This window comes from Pseudomonas sp. LBUM1678, assembly GCF_059695575.1.
This window is the reverse complement of the sequence record NZ_CP166775.1, coordinates 4,573,632-4,591,047: the sequence shown is the minus strand read 5'-3', so window position 1 is coordinate 4,591,047 and position 17,416 is coordinate 4,573,632. Positions and strand designations below refer to the sequence as shown.

The window sequence follows — 17,416 nt, the reverse complement described above, 5'->3', positions numbered from 1 at the left end:
ATGAAAAATGTGCTGATCGTGGACGATCATCCGGTGATTCGCGCCGCACTCAAGCTTGTACTTGAGCGGGAAGGTTTCAAACAGATTTATGAGGCGGCAAGTGTCGGGGAAGCCTTGACGATACTCCGTGAGCATAGGGTCGATCTGTTGATCCTGGATCTGGTGATGCCCGACGGCAACGGGCTGGATCTTCTGGAGCGAATCAGGTCCAGTGACTGGACATGTGTGGTGCTGGTTTTCACCTCGCTCGATCCGCTGTTTTTCCAGGAGCGTTGCATGCGGGGTGGGGCTTTGGCGTATGTCTCAAAAACCAACAGTCTGGATCAATTGCACAAGGCTGTGCACGCATTGAGGGCGGGCTATACCTATTTCGCGCAGCTAATTTCCAGACCGATGAACCCACTGCAACACAACGAAAAAAAGATGATCGACTCACTGTCCAACCGCGAGTTGACCATCTTGCAACACCTTGCCCGAGGCTTGTCCAACAAGGCGATCGCCGACGCCATGAACCTGAGCCACAAAACCGTCAGCACCTACAAAACGCGTTTGATCATAAAACTGGGGGTCGTGGCGGCGGTGCATCTGCGCGATTTCGCCATCCGCAATCACCTGATCTGAGTGCGCCCGACCGTGCGTAGCTTGCTGCTGATCCTGATGGTGTGCCTCGTGCCGCCGGCGTTGGCCTCGATCGCCGGCGAGCCCGAGCGCTTGCAGCTGCTGGGGCGTTCCACAGTGGAAGGGTACGCGGTCCATCTGGAGGAACAGGACCGCCAATGGCTGCGCAACAAGCGTGTGTTGCGCCTCGGGGTGAGTGGGCCGGACTACCCGCCGTTCGAGGTGACGCGCAATCACGATGAGCTGGAAGGCATCACCGCCGATTACGCCGCGCTGGTCGCGCAATTGCTGAACGTGCAGATCGAGGTGCTGCGTTATGCCACGCGTGAAGCGGCCATGGAGGCCCTCAAGTACGGTGAACTGGATCTGCTCGGGACCTCGAACAACTTCGAAGTGGCCAACCCCGAGCTGGAACTCTCCAAGGCCTACGCTGAAGATCAGCCGATGCTGGTCACCCGCCTGGACGAGCGCATGCCCGAAGATCTGGCGGGTAAACGCATTGCCATGGCCGATGACTATCTGCCGGCGCAGACCGTTGAATCGTTCTATCCCGAGGCCAGCCTGCAACGTTATCCGTCGACGCTCGATGCGCTCGGGGCGGTGGCGTACGGGCAGGATGACGTGTACCTCGGTGACCTCATCAGCGCCAATTACCTGATCAACAACAACTACTTCAGTTCCGTTCATCTGGAGGTGCCGTCGGGCCTCGACGCTAACCCGTTCGGCTTCGCACTGGCCCGGGACAACCTGCCGCTGAAGGACCTCATCGACAAGGCGCTGGCCGCGATCCCCATGGATCAGCGCTCGGTCATCGAACAGCGCTGGAGCGCCGGCAGGGCCAAAGTGGCGGGGCAGCAACGCGTGAGTCTGAGTGAGAGTGAACAGCGCTGGCTGGATCTGCATCCGATGGTGAAGGTGGGGGTGGTCGACGACTTTGCGCCGTTGACGTTCTACACGTCCGAGGGACAATTCAGAGGGTTGACGGCGCAATTGCTGAAGCTGATCAGCCAGCGCACAGGTTTGAATTTCATAGTGCTGCGAGGCCAATCCCTGGACAAGCAGATCCAGCGACTCAAGGCCGGCGAGATCGATGTCTTGCCCGCCATCATCCCCACGACTGAAGAGGTCGCCGGACTGCACTTCACCCGGTCCTATGTGACCAATCCGTTCGTCCTGGTCAGTGCAACGACCCCCGGTAGCCCGACGACGCTGGACGATCTGGCCGGTAAACGCCTGGCGATTTATCCCCGTCACCCAATGCGCGCATTCATTCAGGCGCGGGCGCCGCAGGTGCAGATGGTGGACGTACAAAACCCGGCCCAAGGTCTGGAATTTGTGGCGAAGGGGCAGGCCGATGCCGCGCTCAGTTCTTTGTACATGACCCGCTACCTGATTGCCCGGTATTACCAGGGACGTTTACGGATCAGCAGCACCGTAGGCGATGAACCGGCGCGCATCGCCATGGCAACCGGCCGTGACGAGCCGGTGTTGAACTCGATTTTGAACAAGGCGCTGCTGAGCATTTCGCCCGAGGAAATGGAAGTTCTGGTCGCCCGCTGGAGCAATGATGTGGTGGTCGATGACAGTTATTGGCTGCGTCATCGCCAAGGTATTTTGCAGGGGTTTGCCGCGGCCGCGGCGTTGTTGTTGCTGGCCCTGGGGTGGATCGCCTGGCAGCGTCGGCAGATTCGCCAGCGCCAGCAGTGGATGCAGCAGTTACAGGAGGCCAAGGATGCGGCGGACGATGCCAGTCGCGCGAAAACCACATTCCTGGCGACCATGAGCCATGAAATCCGCACACCGATGAGTGCCCTGATCGGCTTTCTGGAAATGGCCTGCAAGCGTGCAGAAGAGGGGGTCGCCGATCGCGTCTCCCTCGAAGTCGCCTCCACGGCGGCGCAGCAGTTGCTGGCGTTGATCGGCGATATTCTGGACATCGCGCGTATTGAGTCAGGGCATTTATCGCTGACGCCCGAACGCGTCAATCTGCATGATCTGGTGGCGTCGGTGTGCCGGATCTTTGAAGGACTTGCCCGGGAAAAGCATCTGGCGTGGCGCGTCGACCTGGACCCACGTAGCGACCGAGAGGTGTTGATCGACCCCACACGCTTCAAGCAAGTGTTGTCCAATCTGTTGAGCAATGCGATCAAGTTCACCCGCGAAGGCGAAGTGAGCCTGACGCTTCGGTTATCACCCGGTACGTCGGGGCATTTAGTGGTGAATGTGCTTATTCAAGACAGTGGCATTGGCATCAGCGCAGCCGACCAGCAGCGGTTGTTCAGTCCGTTCGTTCAGGCCGGTAACAGCCAGCAATCTGCGCGCACGGGGGCCGGGCTGGGGTTGGTGATCAGCCGCACGTTGTGCGAAATGATGGGCGGCCGGCTGGTGCTGAGCAGCGTCCTCGGACGGGGTTCGCAGGTCGAGATCAGCCTGTCGCTGATCGCGTTGAAAGCGCTGCCTGCCGATGAATCGCTCAACAGGGCGGTGGTGCCAGTCCCCACGCGGCCACTGACTGTTCTGGTGGTCGACGATCACCCGCCCAATCGGCTGTTGCTCTCAAGTCAGCTGAGCTATCTGGGGCATCGCGTGATGGAGGCCGAGGATGGCGAGCAGGGGCTGGAACTGTGGGGGGGCCACGAGTTTGATGTGGTTATTACTGACTGCAATATGCCAAAGCTCGACGGTTATGAATTAACCGGCGCGATACGCGATGAAGAGCACGCGCAACGCCTGCCGCCGACGCTGATTCTGGGTTTTACCGCCAATGCGCAGCCTGAGGAAAAGGTCCTGTGCCTTGAAGCGGGCATGGACGACTGCCTGTTCAAACCCATTCGGCTGGCGGACCTGAGTGTGTGGTTGGCTGACCGGTTTGTAGAGACGACGGTCGAACCACCCTCATCGTCCGAGATCGACTTGAGCGGGCTGGAGCAATACGTCGGAAAAGACCGGACGTTGATCAATCAATTGCTGCGCCAACTGGCAGTGACCAATCGGGATGACCGTGAACATCTGCTTCAAGCCCACGCCGGCAAAAATCTTCCCGTTCTGCATGACCTGGCGCACCGCATCAAGGGCGGTGCGCGCATGGTCCGGGCTCAGCGGCTGATCGAGTGTTGCGAGGCGCTGGAACGTGCCTGCGGCGGGGGGCTTGGAGCATCGGTCGACGAAGCCGTCAATCATTTGCAGCACGCCATGCAACGTCTCGATCAGAGCCTAAAGCAGGGCTGACGCTTAATCCCAGTGCGGCGCGATGCCTTTCGGGCTGGTCAATCGATGGCCGCGCTCCAGGCCTGCGATCAACGCCATGTCGACCTCGCTCAATTGCAGGGCACAGGCTTGCAAATTGCTTTGCAGGTTGGCGCGTTTAGTGGAGGAGGGGATGACCGCGTAACCCAGCTGCATGGCCCAGGCCAGTGTGACTTGGGCCGGGGTTGCCTGCAGACGATCAGCGATTTGCTGGATGACCGGGTCTTTCAACACTTCGCCGTAGGCCAGGGTCATGTAGGAGGTGATCTGGATGCCCTGCTGCTGGGCAAACTCGACGACTTTGCGGTTTTGCAGGTACGGGTGCAGCTCGATCTGATTGGTGGCGATGTTCTCGGCTCCGACCGCTGCAATCGCCTGCTGCATCAGGTCGACCGTGAAGTTGGAGACACCGATCTGCCGGGTCAGACCCAGTCGTTTGGCTTCGAGCAAGGCCCCCATGAACTCCTCGACCGGTACTTGATCTTCCGGGGACGGCCAGTGGATCAGCGTCAGGTCCAGGTAGTCGGTTTGCAGTTTGCGCAGGCTCTCTTTGAGGCTGTCGATCAACCGGTCTTTGGCGAAGTTGGCGACCCAGATTTTGCTGGTGATGAACAGCTCTTCACGGGCGATACCGCTGGCGGCGATGGCCTCGCCGACCTCGGCTTCGTTTTCATAGATTTGCGCGGTGTCGATCACCCGGTAGCCCAGCGCCAGGCCGGTGCTCACCGAATCGATGACCACCTGGCCTTGCAAGCGAAAGGTACCGAGACCGAATGCGGGAATAGACATCAATGACTCCAAGGGTTGCAGTGGGAATGGACTGGAGTATCCCCGGCTGCCTCCCCGGGAAAAACCGCTGGATGGGCAAAGCAATGTTTACCGCAAGTCATGAATCAAAAGATCGCAGCCTCGTTTCACTCGACAGCTGCTACACCGTACGCAATCCCCTGTAGCAGCTGTCGAGTGAAACGAGGCTGCGATCTTTCGATCTTGAGCCTTACCCCCGAGCCTCAAGAATCATGCAAGTGGTCGACCCGGTCGCATACAACCGCCCATCCACATCATAAATCCGCCCCTCGGCCAGCGCAGTGGAACGACCCAAATGCACAATTTTGCCCTCGGCCCGAACCGGTCCGCTGGCACCGGTCAATGCGCGGACGTAGCTGATGCGCAAGTCCAGCGTCGTATACCCCTGGCCCTTCTTCAGTTGCGTATGAATCGCGCAGCCCATGCACGAATCCAGCAAGGTCGCCGCATAGCCGCCATGCACGCTGCCCAGCGGGTTGTAATGCCGTGAATCCGGCGTGCCCTGGAAAATGAACAGCCCGGCCGACCATTCGATCGGGATGAAATCCATCAAGGCGCCGATGGGCGGTGAAGGCAGTACACCGTCGCCGATACCCTCGAAAAACTCGGCGGGCGACAGCGCGCTGACCTCGGCCATGGACAAACTGCCCGGCCCGGCCAGACGCGAGCGCATGGCCTGTTCCTGGGCGATCCATTGGGCGAGGTTGACGTCGCGGTTGGGGCTTTGCATGATGATGTCCTCAGGCGGGAGCGGATATTATGGTTGTAATTCGCACCGATATTATGTCCGAAATAAAAACTCCGCCAGCCCCGCGTGTCGAGTTCTCAAGCGATGTCGCTGAGGCTGAATTCCTCGCCTAGAAAGTCGATCAACGCTCTCACCGAGGGCAGCAGCCCGCGACGTGACGGAAAGATTGCGTGCACGATTCCGCATTTCGGCGCCCACCCTGGCACCAGTTCAACCAGTCGCCCGGCCGTGATGTCATCGCGCACCACCACGCTTGGCAGGTGCGCAACGCCGATCCCGGCGAGCACGGCATGGCGCAAGGCCAACAGGTCATCGGTGACCATCCGCGGTGCGTGTCGAATCATCGCGCTGGCGCCGTCTGCGCCGAACAATTCCCACTGATATTCGCGTTGTGCGGCACCCCAGTGCAGGCTCGGCAAACCACTGAGATCGGCCGGGGAGGCGGGCGACGACAGGCGTTCGCGAAAGGCCGGGCTGCCCACAAGGCACTGCGTACTGTTGCCCAGCACCTTCATCACCATGTCGGTGTTTTCCAGCGGTGGAAAGCGCACTCGCAGGGCGATGTCGAACCCCTCGTGAATCAGGTCGACCCGGCGGTTGGTGCTCTCGATGAACAACTCCACCAACGGGTACTTGAGCATGTAGCGGGTCAGCATCGGCCCGACCCAGGAGTTGAGCAGCGCCGTCGGGCAACTGATGCGCACCAGCCCTTGTGGCTCGGAGCGATTGCGTTCGATGAGTTCGGCGGCGCTTTCCGCTTCCACACGCATGGCCAGGCAGCGCTGGTAATAGGCCTGGCCGATTTCAGTCAGCGAACAGTGTCGGCTGGTGCGGTGCAGCAGGCGTACACCGAGGCGGTCCTCAAGCTCGGCAATGCGCCGGCTGAGCTTGGACTTGGGCATGTCCAGCGCTCGCCCGGCCGGGGCGAAACCGCCGTGTTCCACCACTTGGGTGAAGTAGTAAAGGGTGTTGAGGTCTTCCACCATCGTTCTCCAGATAGAACGCTAAGGCTGATTTTTGCAGTCTAGTGCATCAAAGGCTGCGGTTTTAAGCTTTATCCATCGCGTCAAACAACGAATTTGGAGGCAGGATGAAAAACATCATCGGTATCTACACCAGCCCACGGACCCACTGGGTCGGCGACGGTTTTCCGGTTCGCACGCTGTTTTCCTACGACAACCTCGGCAAACACATCAGCCCGTTTTTGCTGCTCGATCATGCGGGCCCTGCCGAATTCACCCCGACCACCGAACGTCGTGGCGTTGGTCAGCATCCGCACCGCGGGTTCGAAACCGTGACTATCGTTTACAAGGGCGAACTGGAGCACCGCGACTCCACCGGCAGCGGCGGCAAGATTGGCCCTGGCGATGTGCAATGGATGACCGCGGCCTCGGGGATTCTCCATGAGGAATTCCACTCCGAAGGGTTCGCCAAAACCGGCGGCACCCTGGAAATGGTTCAGCTATGGGTCAACCTGCCGGCCAGGGACAAAATGGCCGAAGCCGGTTACCAGACGATTCTCGATGGCGACATCCCGAGCATCCCGCTCAAGGACAAGGCCGGCAGCCTGCGCTTGATCGCTGGCGAGTTCGAGGGGCACACCGGTCCGGCACGCACGTTCACGCCAATCGACGTCTGGGATCTGCGCCTCAACGGCGGCAAGTCGTTGATCCTGGATTTGCACGAAGGTCGCAACACCGCGCTGGTGGTGCTGCGCGGCACGGTTCAGGTCAATGGCCAGGAACTGGTGCGTGAAGGGCAGTTGGCGTTGTTCGAGCGCGATGGCCATCAGCTCAGCCTGGAAGCCAATAACGACGCTGTGGTGTTGCTGCTCAGCGGCGAGCCGATCGACGAACCGATTGTCGGCCACGGTCCGTTCGTGATGAACAGCGAGCAAGAGATTCATCAGGCCTTTGCTGACTTTCAGTCCGGCCGGTTCGGTCGGATGAGCGATTGAACACATTGTTGGACTGCGCTGGCGTGCCGGACTTGGGCGACTACCCTTGCCTGGCCGCGTTTTAACCGACATCAGGATTCATTCAAGCCGAGCCGTTCGGCATCGATATAAAGCGAGGATTACTCCCATGACTACTTCTTACAAACGTCTCGACAAGGATAACGCCGCCGTTCTGTTGGTCGATCACCAGGCAGGCCTGCTTTCTCTGGTGCGCGACATCGAGCCCGACCGTTTCAAAAATAACGTGCTGGCCCTGGCTGACCTGGCCAAGTACTTCAAGCTGCCAACGATCCTCACCACCAGTTTCGAAACCGGCCCGAACGGCCCGCTGGTGCCTGAACTCAAGGCGCTGTTCCCGGACGCACCGTACATTGCCCGTCCCGGCCAGATCAATGCCTGGGACAACGAAGACTTCGTCAAGGCGATCAAGGCGACCGGCAAGAAACAACTGATCATCGCTGGCGTGGTGACTGAGGTTTGCGTGGCTTTCCCCGCACTCTCGGCCCTGGCTGAAGGCTTCGACGTGTTCGTGGTGACCGACGCTTCCGGCACCTTCAACGAACTGACCCGTCAATCGGCCTGGGATCGCATGTCGGCCTCCGGCGCGCAATTGATGACCTGGTTCGGCCTGGCCTGTGAGCTGCATCGCGACTGGCGAAACGACGTGGAAGGCCTGGGCACCTTGTTCTCCAACCATATCCCGGACTACCGCAACCTGTTTACCAGCTACAACGCCCTGACCAGCGACAAGTAACCCTGGCAACACACATCACCCCTGTGGGAGCGAGCCTGCTCGCGATAGCGATCTGACAGTCACTGCAAATGTAACTGATCAACCGCCATCGCGAGCAGGCTCGCTCCCACAGTGTTTTGTGTTGTTCTGAAGTCATCAATTGCTCCTACACTGTGCCCATCCGTACATGGCTGGAGTCGCTTGATGCTGTCATTGCTTACCAATCACCCCTTGATCTGCGCACTGGTCCTGATCCTGATCGATCTCGGATTGTGGCGCTTGATCAGTGCCAATGGCAGCAACTGGAAACTGGTCGTGCGGCTGGTGATTTTCGCGTTGTTCAGCATCCTCCTGTTCAACGAAGGCATGAACCCGCTGGAGCCGGCACCCTGGGCCGATAACGTGCCGCTGCACCTGGCGGCCACGGGGTTGCAGATTGGTTGGTGGCTGTTCGGCGCGCGTACTTTGACGGTGTTGATCGGTGCGGTGATGATGCAGCGGGTCGGGCATACCGGGCGGTTGCTCCAGGATTTGCTCGGTGCGGTGATCTTTTTGATCGCCGTTATTGCCGCCCTGGCCTACGTGCTCGAACTGCCGGTCAAAGGCGTGCTCGCCACTTCCGGTGCGTTGGCGATCATCGTCGGCCTGGCTTTGCAAAGCACCCTCAGCGACGTGTTCTCCGGAATCGTCCTCAACACCACCAAACCCTATCAACTGGATGACTGGATCTCCATCGACGGCACCGAAGGCCGGGTCACTGACATCGACTGGCGCGCCACGCGCCTGCAAACCTCCCAAGGCAGCATGGCGGTGATTCCCAACTCGCTGGCGGCCAAGGCCAAGATCATCAACTTCAGCCGGCCCAGCGATATGTTCGGCGTCTCGATCAGCCTGCAACTGAGCCCGCACGCGCGCCCGCAAACGGTGCTCGACGCGCTGGAGCGGGCGATGCAGGGTTGCCGTCATCTGTTGAGCAAACCGGCGCCAAATGTATCGCTCAAGGGTTTCAGCGCCAGTGGCGTCGAGTACGAAATCAGCGGCTTTGTGGTCTCCATGGATCAGAAACGCATGGTGCGCAATCTGCTGTTCGACCTGGCGTACCGGCACTTGCAGGCGTCCGGTGTCAGCCTGCTGTCGAGCGTCGAATCCAACGCACCTGCCGAGCTGTCACGGCCGCGGGCGCTGCTGGACAGCTCGAACATTTTCTCGACCCTGCGTCAGGAAGAGAAAGAAACCTTCAGCCAGAACATGAAACTGCAAACCTTCCGCGCCGGTGAAATGATCTTGCCGGCGGGGGAGGTCAGCGATCATCTGTTCATCATCGAATCGGGCGTGGTCTCTGTGCAGTTGAGTCGGGGCGGCGTCAAGTTTGAATCCGGGCGCATGGGGCCGGGCGAGGTGATCGGCGAGGGTGGGGTTTTGTCCGATACCGCGCTGCCGGCAGAGTTCAGCGCCAAGACCGCTTGCAGCGTGTATCGGATCGAAAAAGACTACCTCAAGCCATGCCTGGATGCGCGCCATGACATCAGCGAAGCGATGAAGGCGTTGCTGGATTTCCGCTTGCACAAGGCGCAGACCCTGACCCAGGAAGTGCCGAAGGTTGTGGAGAAGAGAGGGTTTTTGCAGTGGTTGCGTAACCGGGCTTAGTTCTTCGGTGGATGGCCGCTATGCGGTTCGCGGGCAAGCCTCGCTCCTACATAGAATCGCTAACTCCTGTAGGAGCGAGGCTTGCCCGCGAAGACGGCAGCAGGCCCGCCGCAGAACGTGCGGATCAGCAATCCACCGTCGCCAAATCCTTCAATGGCCTCCTCGACTTCTGAAATATTGGCTATTTGTCAGCGGCGCCGACAGGACTAACTTAGCTCCACCCCCACTTGCTATTGGACTCCCCATGAAACCTCGCATCGATTTCTACACCGCTTCCCCCGACGCACTCAAAGCCATGATCGCGCTGGAAACCGCGGTGTCGAAGCTGCCGCTGGAAAAGACCCTGATCGAACTGGTCAAGCTGCGCACTTCGCAAATCAACGGCTGTGCCTTCTGCCTGGATATGCACAGCGCCGACGCCCGCAAGGGCGGTGAAGACGAGCGCCGGCTGTACACACTCTCGGCCTGGCGTGAAACGCCGTTCTTCACCCCGCGTGAACGTGCTGCGCTGACGTGGACCGAATCCTTGACACTGCTGAGCCAGACTCACGCGCCGGATGAGGACTACGAACTGGCGGCATCCGAGTTCAGCCCGAAGGAATTGGTCGACTTGACCGTGGCCATTACCACCATCAACGCCTGGAACCGTCTGGCCGTCGGTTTCCGCAAAATGCCTCAAGCCTGATCAGTGAGCGTCTGCTGACGGCGCGGCCGGTGGTTGCACCTTGCGCATCAAGGGCACCATCGCCGTGGCGATGATGAAGCAGACCATGATCATCAGAAACGCGTCGCCGTAGGTCTGGGTCTGGGCTTCGCGGTAGGTCAGCATCCAGAGTTGATGCAGGCTGGCGGTGACGCCGGCATCGCCGCTCTGGCCAAGGGCCGCGAAGTTGTTGCCCACCTGGGACAGCCATTGATTCAGCGCTTCGTTGGTGCTGTTGAGGTTTTCCGCCAACCGGGTGAAGTGCAGGTTAGTCCGGTCGTTGAGGATGGTCGCACACGCGGCGATACCGATGGCGCCCCCCAGGTTTCGCATCAGGTTGAATAGCCCCGAAGCATGTTTGAGCCGCGCGGGCGCGAGTCCGCCGAGGGTCAATGTCACCGCTGGCGGCACCGCCAGTTGCTGGGCAATTCCGCGCAAGGCTTGCGGCAGCATCAATTCTTTAGCCCCCCAGTCATGGGTGATCGGGCTGAAATCCCACATCGACAGCGCGAACAGCCCAAGGCCGGTCATCATGATCCAGCGCAGGTCAATGCGATTGGCCAGAAAGGCGTACAGCGGAATCGCCATGATCTGGAACACCCCGGTGGAGAAAACCGCCAGACCAATGTCCAGCGCACCGTAGCCACGCACCCGGCCGAGAAACAGCGGCGTCAGGTAAATGGTCGCGAACAGGCCGATCCCGGTGACGAACGAGAAGAAACAGCCGAGGGCGAAGTTACGGTCTTTCAACGCGCGCAGATCGACGATCGGGTTGGCTACGTGCAAGGTCCGGCCGATGAAGGCCAGTCCGGCTAGGCCGCTGATCCACGCGGTGGTCAGAATCGTACTGTCACTGAACCAGTTCCAGCGCGGGCCTTCTTCGAGGGTGTATTGCAGGCAGCCGAGAAACAGCGCCATGAACACCATGCTCAAGTAGTCGGCGCCCTTGAGCAGCGACAGTTCCGGCTGGTCGATTTTCACCAGCATCGGCACCGCCACCGCGACGAAAATTCCCGGCACCAGATTGATGTAGAACAGCCAGTGCCAGGACGAAATGTCGGTGATCCAGCCACCAATCACCGGGCCCAGGGTCGGTGCCAGCGAAGCCACTGCGCCGATGGTCGCGGCCGCGATCACCCGTTGTTTTCCGGTGAAGAAAAAGAACGCGGTGGTGAACACCAGCGGAATCATCGAACCGCCGAGAAAACCTTGCAGGGCACGGAAGGCGATCATGCTCTGGATGTTCCAGGCCGCGCCGCAGAGCAGGCTGGCGAGAGTAAAACCCACCGCTGAAGCGCAAAACAGCCAACGCGTCGAGAACACCCGCGACAGCCAGCCGGATAATGGAATCACGATGATCTCGGCGATCAGGTAACTGGTTTGCACCCACGCCGTTTCATCGGTGCCGGCCGAGAGCCCGCCGCCGATGTCACGCAACGAGGCGGAGACGATCTGGATGTCCAGCAGCGCAATGAACATGCCGATGCACATGCTGGCGAAGGCAAAGACTTTGGTCGCCGTCGTCATGCTGGCAGCATTGAACGGTTGCGCAGGGGCGGCGAGGGCGCGACTCATGGCGCGCTGGCCACGGCCGAGGTTTCGGGTTCCTTGCGGGTGTCCACTTCAGCGGTCACGGAAAGGCCTGGACGCAGGTGACCGAGTACGCCATCGGCTGGATCAAAGATGATTCTCACCGGCACCCGCTGAACGATTTTTGTGAAGTTGCCGGTGGCGTTTTCCGGTGGCAACACGCTGAACTGTGAGCCGCTGGCCGGCGCGAGGCTGCCCAGATGACCGTGGAATTCCTGCCCGGACAGCACGTCGGCATGAATGATCACCCGTTGGCCCGGAATCATGCGCGCCAGTTGATCTTCCTTGAAATTGGCATCGACCCACAGACCACTGGACGGTACGACCGACAGCAGTTGCGAGCCCGCTTGCGCGTAGGCACCAGTTCGCGCCCGACGATTGCCGATCACGCCGTCCACCGGGGCCTTCAGTTCGGTGTAGCCCACGTTCAATTGCGCCAGATCACGTTCGGCGTGAGCCTGCATCAGGGCGGCACGGGCTTGCTGTTTTTGCGTTGCGATCACGTTCAACTGACGTTGCGCCGCCAGCAGTTCGGCCTGGGCTCGCGAACTGAGCGCCTGAGCCGTTTTGAACGTGGCGTCTGCGCGTTGGGCGCTTTCCACCGAAACCGCATTGCTGCCGACCAGTTTTTTGTAGCGCGCATTGTCGTCCCGCGAGCGGGCGGTTTCGGCACCGGCAGCATCGATACCGGCGCGGGCCTGGCCGATCACCGCGTGTTGCAGTTGTTCGGTGGCGTCGAGGTTGGCGAGCAACGCTTCTTCGGCCGCCACCGCGCCTTCTGCCTTGGCCAGGTTGGCGCGGTAGTCGCGGGAGTCGAGGCGGATCAGCACATCGCCGGCCTTGACCTTCTGATTGTCGGTGACCAGCACTTCTTCGATGTACCCCGCGACTTTCGGGCCGATCACCGTCACGTCGCCGCCGATGTAGGCATCGTCGGTTTCTTCGATGAAGCGGCCGGCCGTCCACCAGTGAGTCGCGTACAGCCCGGCAAACACCAGAGCCGCGATGGCCGCCGTCAGCAGGATCAAGCGTTTGAGCAGGGGAGGCTTGGGTGTGCTCACCGGGACAGCAACGTCGGGTTCAAGGCTGGGCATGCTGGTCATTGAGTGAGTACCTGTGGAAATCGGGTCTTTATTACACGCGTAATATGACGTAGATAATATTTAGTGACAAATGATTTCTACTGCCGGTCGTCAGGTGCTTATTTGAGCCAATTGCCAGGAGTGATGCCGGTCATGTCCTTGAAGAACGCGATAAATGCGCTGTCACTGGCAAATCCCGATTCGAAAGCGCTGTAGCTGATGCTGCGTCCGGTGGCGAGCAGTTCCATGGCGCGCATCAGCCGCCACTGTTGACGCCATTGCTGATAACTCATGCCGGTTTCACGCTGGAAGATTCGCCCGATGGTGCGGCCGCTGGCGCCGATCTGTTGTTCCAGTACTCGAAGTTCCGGCGGCAGTTTTTCGGGCGTTGCCAATAGCGGCGCCAGGCGTTTGTCCCACGGCAAAGGCAACAGCATCGATTGCTGCACCGCGTCGCGAATTTCGCTCAGGCAAAGACCCAGCAGGTGAACGAATTTGCCCTGCTGCCAATCGGTGTCGAAGTCGGCGAGCGCGATCGGCTCCAGCACCGCTCGCAGCAATGGGCTGACTTCAATCACGCAGACCTGCTGCGGCAGCGCGGCGCACACATCCGCTGTCAGGTAAATGGAGCGGTAGTCGACGCTCTGCTGCATCACGGCGCGGTGTTCAATCCCCGGCGGAATCCACGCCGCACGGGAGGGCGGCAACAGGCACAACTGCTGCGCGAGGGTGATGCGCGTGCAGCCCTGACGGGTGAACAGTAACTGCCCGCGCTGATGCCGATGCAGTCCGGAATCGTGATCGCCCAAGGTCGCGGCGATGCCGACCACCGACGCTGAGTAACGATCGGGATTGAACCGTGTGTGTGCATCAATCCAGGCCATGGTTGTCCGATTTAAACGATTAAATGTCAGGATCTTGATAATACGTCAGTCAGCGCTCTTTAAGCTGCTTGCCAGTTTTTCTTGAAGAGTGAAGTCGTGATGAATTCCAAAAGCCTGTTGATACTGGCGATCGCGTTGCTGATGTTTCCGCAGATCGCCCAAACCCTTTACAGCCCGGCACTGGCGGACATCGGCCAGGTCTTTTCCGTCGCCCCGCAACAAGCCGCGCAAACCCTGTCGGTGTATTTCCTGGCGTTCGCCTTCGGTGTGGTGGTGTGGGGCCAGCTGTGTGATCGCATCGGACGTCGGCCCTCGATGCTCGCCGGGTTGGCGTTGTATGCCGGTGCCTCGGTATTGGCGCTGAACGCCCACACGTTCGAGGCGCTGCTGATGGCCCAGGCGCTGGCCGCGTTCGGTGCGGCGGTGGGCTCGGTCGTCACGCAAACCCTGTTGCGCGACCGCTTCAAAGGCGCAGAACTGGCGCAGGTGTTTTCGGTGATGGGCATCGCACTGGCGGCCAGCCCTGCGATAGGCCTGTTCGCCGGAGCGAGTCTGGTGCAAGCGTTCGGCTATCGAGGCGTGCTGGGCTGCCTGTTGCTGTTGTCTTCGGCGTTATGGCTGTGGTGCCTGCGCGCCCTGCCGGAAACCCGACCGCAAAATGTATCGACACCGGCGCTGTTGGAGACGCTGTGGCGAATGCTGCAAGACCGCGATATCTGGCGCTCTACGCTGTTGGTGGCGCTGTTCAACATTGCCTTGTTTAGCTACTACAGCCTCGCCCCGTTCATGTTTCAGCGACTGGGTCTGAGTGCGCAATGGTTCGGCTACAGCGGGGTAATCCTGGCCCTGGGTTCCGGCTTCGGCGCCTGGCTCAACAAGCGATTGCTGCGTCGCGGGTTCCAGGGGCCGCAGCTGATTCGGCTTGCGGCAGCGTTGGCATTGTCGGGCGGCGTGGGCGTCTGGCTGATGCAGAAAAGCGCTCTGTTTGCACTGCCGATGCTGCTGGTGGTGCTGGCGTTCGGCATGGCGATCCCGAACATTCTCGGTTCCGCTTTGGCCAACTATGGCGATCGACTGGGCACGGCCGGTGCGCTGTTTGGTTTGCTGTATTACCTGTTGATTGGCGGTGGGCTGATGCTTGCAGTCTGGGGTCAGGCATTGGGCAAAACCTTGATGCTGTGCGGTGGGGTCGCCTTGTTGTTGGCGGTAACAGCAAGGAAACCAATTGTCGGTCCTGTAACCCTTGGCGGTCATTCCGACAGCCAATCGCTGCAGGCCGGGATCGACGAAAAAAACATTTAAACCGCAAACCCCTGTGGGAGCGAGCCTGCTCCGGGCGGCGTTCCGACGATAGCGGCCGTACAGTCGAGATAATTGTCGCCTGGTACACCGCATCGCGAGCAGGCTCGCTCCCACATTTGATCACCGTCGCTCTAACACTCAGACCCGCTCAAAAATCGCCGCAATCCCCTGACCACCGCCAATGCACATCGTCACCAGCGCATAACGGCCGTTGACGCGGTGCAGTTCGTGGATGGCTTTGGTGGCAATCACCGCCCCTGTCGCGCCCACCGGGTGACCGAGGGAAATGCCCGAGCCGTTCGGGTTGACCTTGGCCGGGTCGAGGTCCAGTTCCTGGCTGACCGCACAGGCCTGGGCGGCGAAGGCGATGTTGGCTTCGATCACGTCCATGTCAGCGGTCGTCAGGCCTGCGCGTTTGAGCGCCAGGCGCGTGGCGGGAATCGGGCCCAGCCCCATCAGTTCCGGCTCGACACCGGCGTGGGCATAGCTGACCAGGCGGGCGAGAGGGCGCAGGTTGTTGGCCTGAACCGCGTTGCCGGTGGCCATGACCAATGCCGCGGCACCGTCGTTCAAGCCCGAGGCATTGCCGGCAGTGACGGAACCGTCCTTCTGGAACGCCGGCTTCATCTGCGCGAGTTGTTCCAGTGAGGTGGAACGAGGATGTTCGTCGATGCTGAACAGCGTCGTTTCCTTGCGACCACGGATTTCGACCGCAGCAATCTGCTCATTGAAGTAGCCATTGGCGATCGCAAACGCCGCGCGTTTTTGATCTTCCAGGGCGAGGGCGTCCTGCATGTCGCGGGTGATGCCGTTGCGCAGGGCGACGTTCTCGGCGGTGATGCCCATGTGGATGCCGTGGAACGGGTCATGCAGGATGCCCAGCATGTAGTCGATGGCCTGGACGTTGCCCATGCGCGCGCCCCAACGGGCGGACGGCATCAGGTACGGGCCGCGGCTCATGGACTCGGCGCCAGCGCCGATCGCGATCTCGGCGTCGCCGAGCATCAAGGTCTGGGCCGCGCTGATAATGGCTTGCAGGCCGGAACCGCAGAGGCGGTTGACGTTGTACGCGGGTGTTTCCTTTGGAATGCCGGCGTTCATCGCGGCGACCCGGGAAATGTACGCATCGCGGGTTTCGGTCGGGATCACATGGCCCATCACCAAATGGCCGATTTGCGCCGGGTCCACGCCGGAGCGTTGCAGGGCGGCCTTGACGGCCGTGGTCGCCAGATCGGCCAGCGGGACATCTTTGAGCGAGCCGCCAAAGGAGCCGATGGCGGTGCGTGCGGCGCTGACAACAAATACGTCTGGGGTGTTCATGAAGGCTTTCCTGTAGAGGGGGTCTTTTCAGTGCTGCGATTAAGGAGTGCGTTCAACGCCGCCTGAGCTTCAGGGGTTTTCAGGCGTTTGATGAACAGCAAATTTTCCTGGCGAAGGGTGGCTTGCAGTTCCGGCATCGACGTCTGTTTGAGTAATTGCCGGGACTGACGCAGGGCTTCCTGGGGGAGCGCCAGCAGGCGACGGGCCATGTGCTCGGCGGCCGCCAGGCACTGTTGCCCGTCGTCGAACAGTTCGTTGGCCAACCCACACGCGACGGCGGCGGCACCGTCCAGGCTGTCGCCCCAAAGCAGCAAACGCGCTGCCCGGGCATGACCGAGCAGGCGCGGCAGCAGCAGGCTTGCGCCGAACTCCGGGCACAGGCCCAGGTTCACGAACGGCGTGCGCAACCGGGCATTGCGGGTGACCAGCACCTGATCACAATGCAGAAGCAGGGTGGTGCCGATGCCGATCGCCGCTCCGCACACCGCCGCAATCAACGGTTTTTGCAGGTGGATGACCACGCGCATCAGGCGAAACGCCGGGCTGTCCAGATCGGTCGGCGGATGCTGGAGAAAATCCGCCAGGTCGTTGCCACTGGTAAAGCACGAAGCTCCGCCCGTGAGAATGATCACGCCGGTTTCAGCGTCTTCATCAGCGGCCAGCAACAGGTCGGCCAGCTGCGCATACATGCTGTTATTCAGCGCGTTGAGTTTGTCGGGGCGGTCAAAAGTGAGCGTCAGGACGCCTTCATGTCTTTCTTGTTTGATCAGGTCGTTCAT

The 17,416-nt window shown here is 60.5% G+C and carries 15 protein-coding genes; 7 read left to right on the top strand and 8 right to left on the bottom strand.

From position 1 onward, the window contains the following. Nucleotides 1–621 carry a response regulator gene (locus tag ACA070_RS20950; RefSeq protein WP_462027972.1) on the top strand — a complete coding sequence of 207 codons (621 nt, stop codon included), beginning with the start codon at nt 1–3 and terminating at the stop codon, nt 619–621. Further along, complete coding sequence (locus ACA070_RS20945) at nt 622–3,846, top strand: transporter substrate-binding domain-containing protein (RefSeq protein ID WP_497448173.1); 3,225 nt, start codon at nt 622–624, stop codon at nt 3,844–3,846. A 3-nt stretch (nt 3,847–3,849) separates the two neighbouring features. Here ACA070_RS20945 and dkgB read toward each other — a convergent pair whose 3' ends face one another. The 3 genes from dkgB to ACA070_RS20930 form a co-directional block, all read right to left on the bottom strand. Then, entirely contained in the window at nt 3,850–4,653 is an 804-nt protein-coding gene (gene dkgB / locus ACA070_RS20940; RefSeq protein ID WP_497448172.1) for a 2,5-didehydrogluconate reductase DkgB, read from the bottom strand. A 208-nt stretch (nt 4,654–4,861) separates the two neighbouring features. Next, nucleotides 4,862–5,401, bottom strand: a complete 540-nt coding sequence (locus ACA070_RS20935) for a PaaI family thioesterase (RefSeq protein WP_497448171.1) — start codon at nt 5,399–5,401, stop codon at nt 4,862–4,864. 95 nt (nt 5,402–5,496) lie between these two features. Continuing rightward, nucleotides 5,497–6,405: a LysR substrate-binding domain-containing protein gene (locus ACA070_RS20930; protein WP_497448170.1), complete on the bottom strand. Its 909-nt coding sequence runs from the start codon at nt 6,403–6,405 to the stop codon at nt 5,497–5,499. A 104-nt stretch (nt 6,406–6,509) separates the two neighbouring features. Here ACA070_RS20930 and ACA070_RS20925 point away from each other — a divergent pair, with 104 nt between their 5' ends. From ACA070_RS20925 to ACA070_RS20910, 4 genes are all read left to right on the top strand, one after another. Beyond that, nucleotides 6,510–7,376 carry a pirin family protein gene (locus ACA070_RS20925; protein WP_497448169.1) on the top strand — a complete coding sequence of 289 codons (867 nt, stop codon included), beginning with the start codon at nt 6,510–6,512 and terminating at the stop codon, nt 7,374–7,376. A gap of 127 nt (nt 7,377–7,503) precedes the next feature. Continuing rightward, a complete protein-coding gene (gene ycaC, locus ACA070_RS20920; RefSeq protein ID WP_497448168.1) occupies nt 7,504–8,130 on the top strand; it encodes an isochorismate family cysteine hydrolase YcaC in 627 nt (208 codons plus the stop codon). 183 nt (nt 8,131–8,313) lie between these two features. Beyond that, nucleotides 8,314–9,756 (top strand): mechanosensitive ion channel domain-containing protein, encoded by a 1,443-nt coding sequence (locus tag ACA070_RS20915; RefSeq protein ID WP_497448167.1) that lies wholly within the window; start codon nt 8,314–8,316, stop codon nt 9,754–9,756. Nucleotides 9,757–10,000: 244 nt separating this feature from the next. Further along, on the top strand, nt 10,001–10,441 hold the full coding sequence (locus ACA070_RS20910) for a carboxymuconolactone decarboxylase family protein (protein WP_497448166.1): 441 nt from the start codon (nt 10,001–10,003) through the stop codon (nt 10,439–10,441). Here ACA070_RS20910 and ACA070_RS20905 read toward each other — a convergent pair whose 3' ends face one another. The 3 genes from ACA070_RS20905 to ACA070_RS20895 form a co-directional block, all read right to left on the bottom strand. Further along, entirely contained in the window at nt 10,442–12,034 is a 1,593-nt protein-coding gene (locus ACA070_RS20905) for a DHA2 family efflux MFS transporter permease subunit (RefSeq protein ID WP_497448165.1), read from the bottom strand. Continuing rightward, a complete protein-coding gene (locus ACA070_RS20900) occupies nt 12,031–13,152 on the bottom strand; it encodes an HlyD family secretion protein (RefSeq protein WP_497448164.1) in 1,122 nt (373 codons plus the stop codon). The genes ACA070_RS20905 and ACA070_RS20900 overlap by 4 nt, the downstream gene beginning before the upstream one ends. 98 nt (nt 13,153–13,250) lie before the next feature. Then, nucleotides 13,251–14,015: an AraC family transcriptional regulator gene (locus tag ACA070_RS20895; protein ID WP_497448163.1), complete on the bottom strand. Its 765-nt coding sequence runs from the start codon at nt 14,013–14,015 to the stop codon at nt 13,251–13,253. A 99-nt stretch (nt 14,016–14,114) separates the two neighbouring features. Here ACA070_RS20895 and ACA070_RS20890 point away from each other — a divergent pair, with 99 nt between their 5' ends. Beyond that, a complete protein-coding gene (locus ACA070_RS20890) occupies nt 14,115–15,317 on the top strand; it encodes an MFS transporter (RefSeq protein WP_497451998.1) in 1,203 nt (400 codons plus the stop codon). Between the two features lie 138 nt (nt 15,318–15,455). Here the strand turns inward: ACA070_RS20890 and ACA070_RS20885 are convergent, their stop codons facing one another. Together ACA070_RS20885 and ACA070_RS20880 are read right to left on the bottom strand one after the other, a co-directional pair. Then, entirely contained in the window at nt 15,456–16,637 is a 1,182-nt protein-coding gene (locus tag ACA070_RS20885) for an acetyl-CoA C-acyltransferase family protein (protein WP_497448162.1), read from the bottom strand. Continuing rightward, nucleotides 16,634–17,416, bottom strand: a complete 783-nt coding sequence (locus tag ACA070_RS20880; RefSeq protein WP_497448161.1) for an enoyl-CoA hydratase-related protein — start codon at nt 17,414–17,416, stop codon at nt 16,634–16,636. The genes ACA070_RS20885 and ACA070_RS20880 overlap by 4 nt, the downstream gene beginning before the upstream one ends.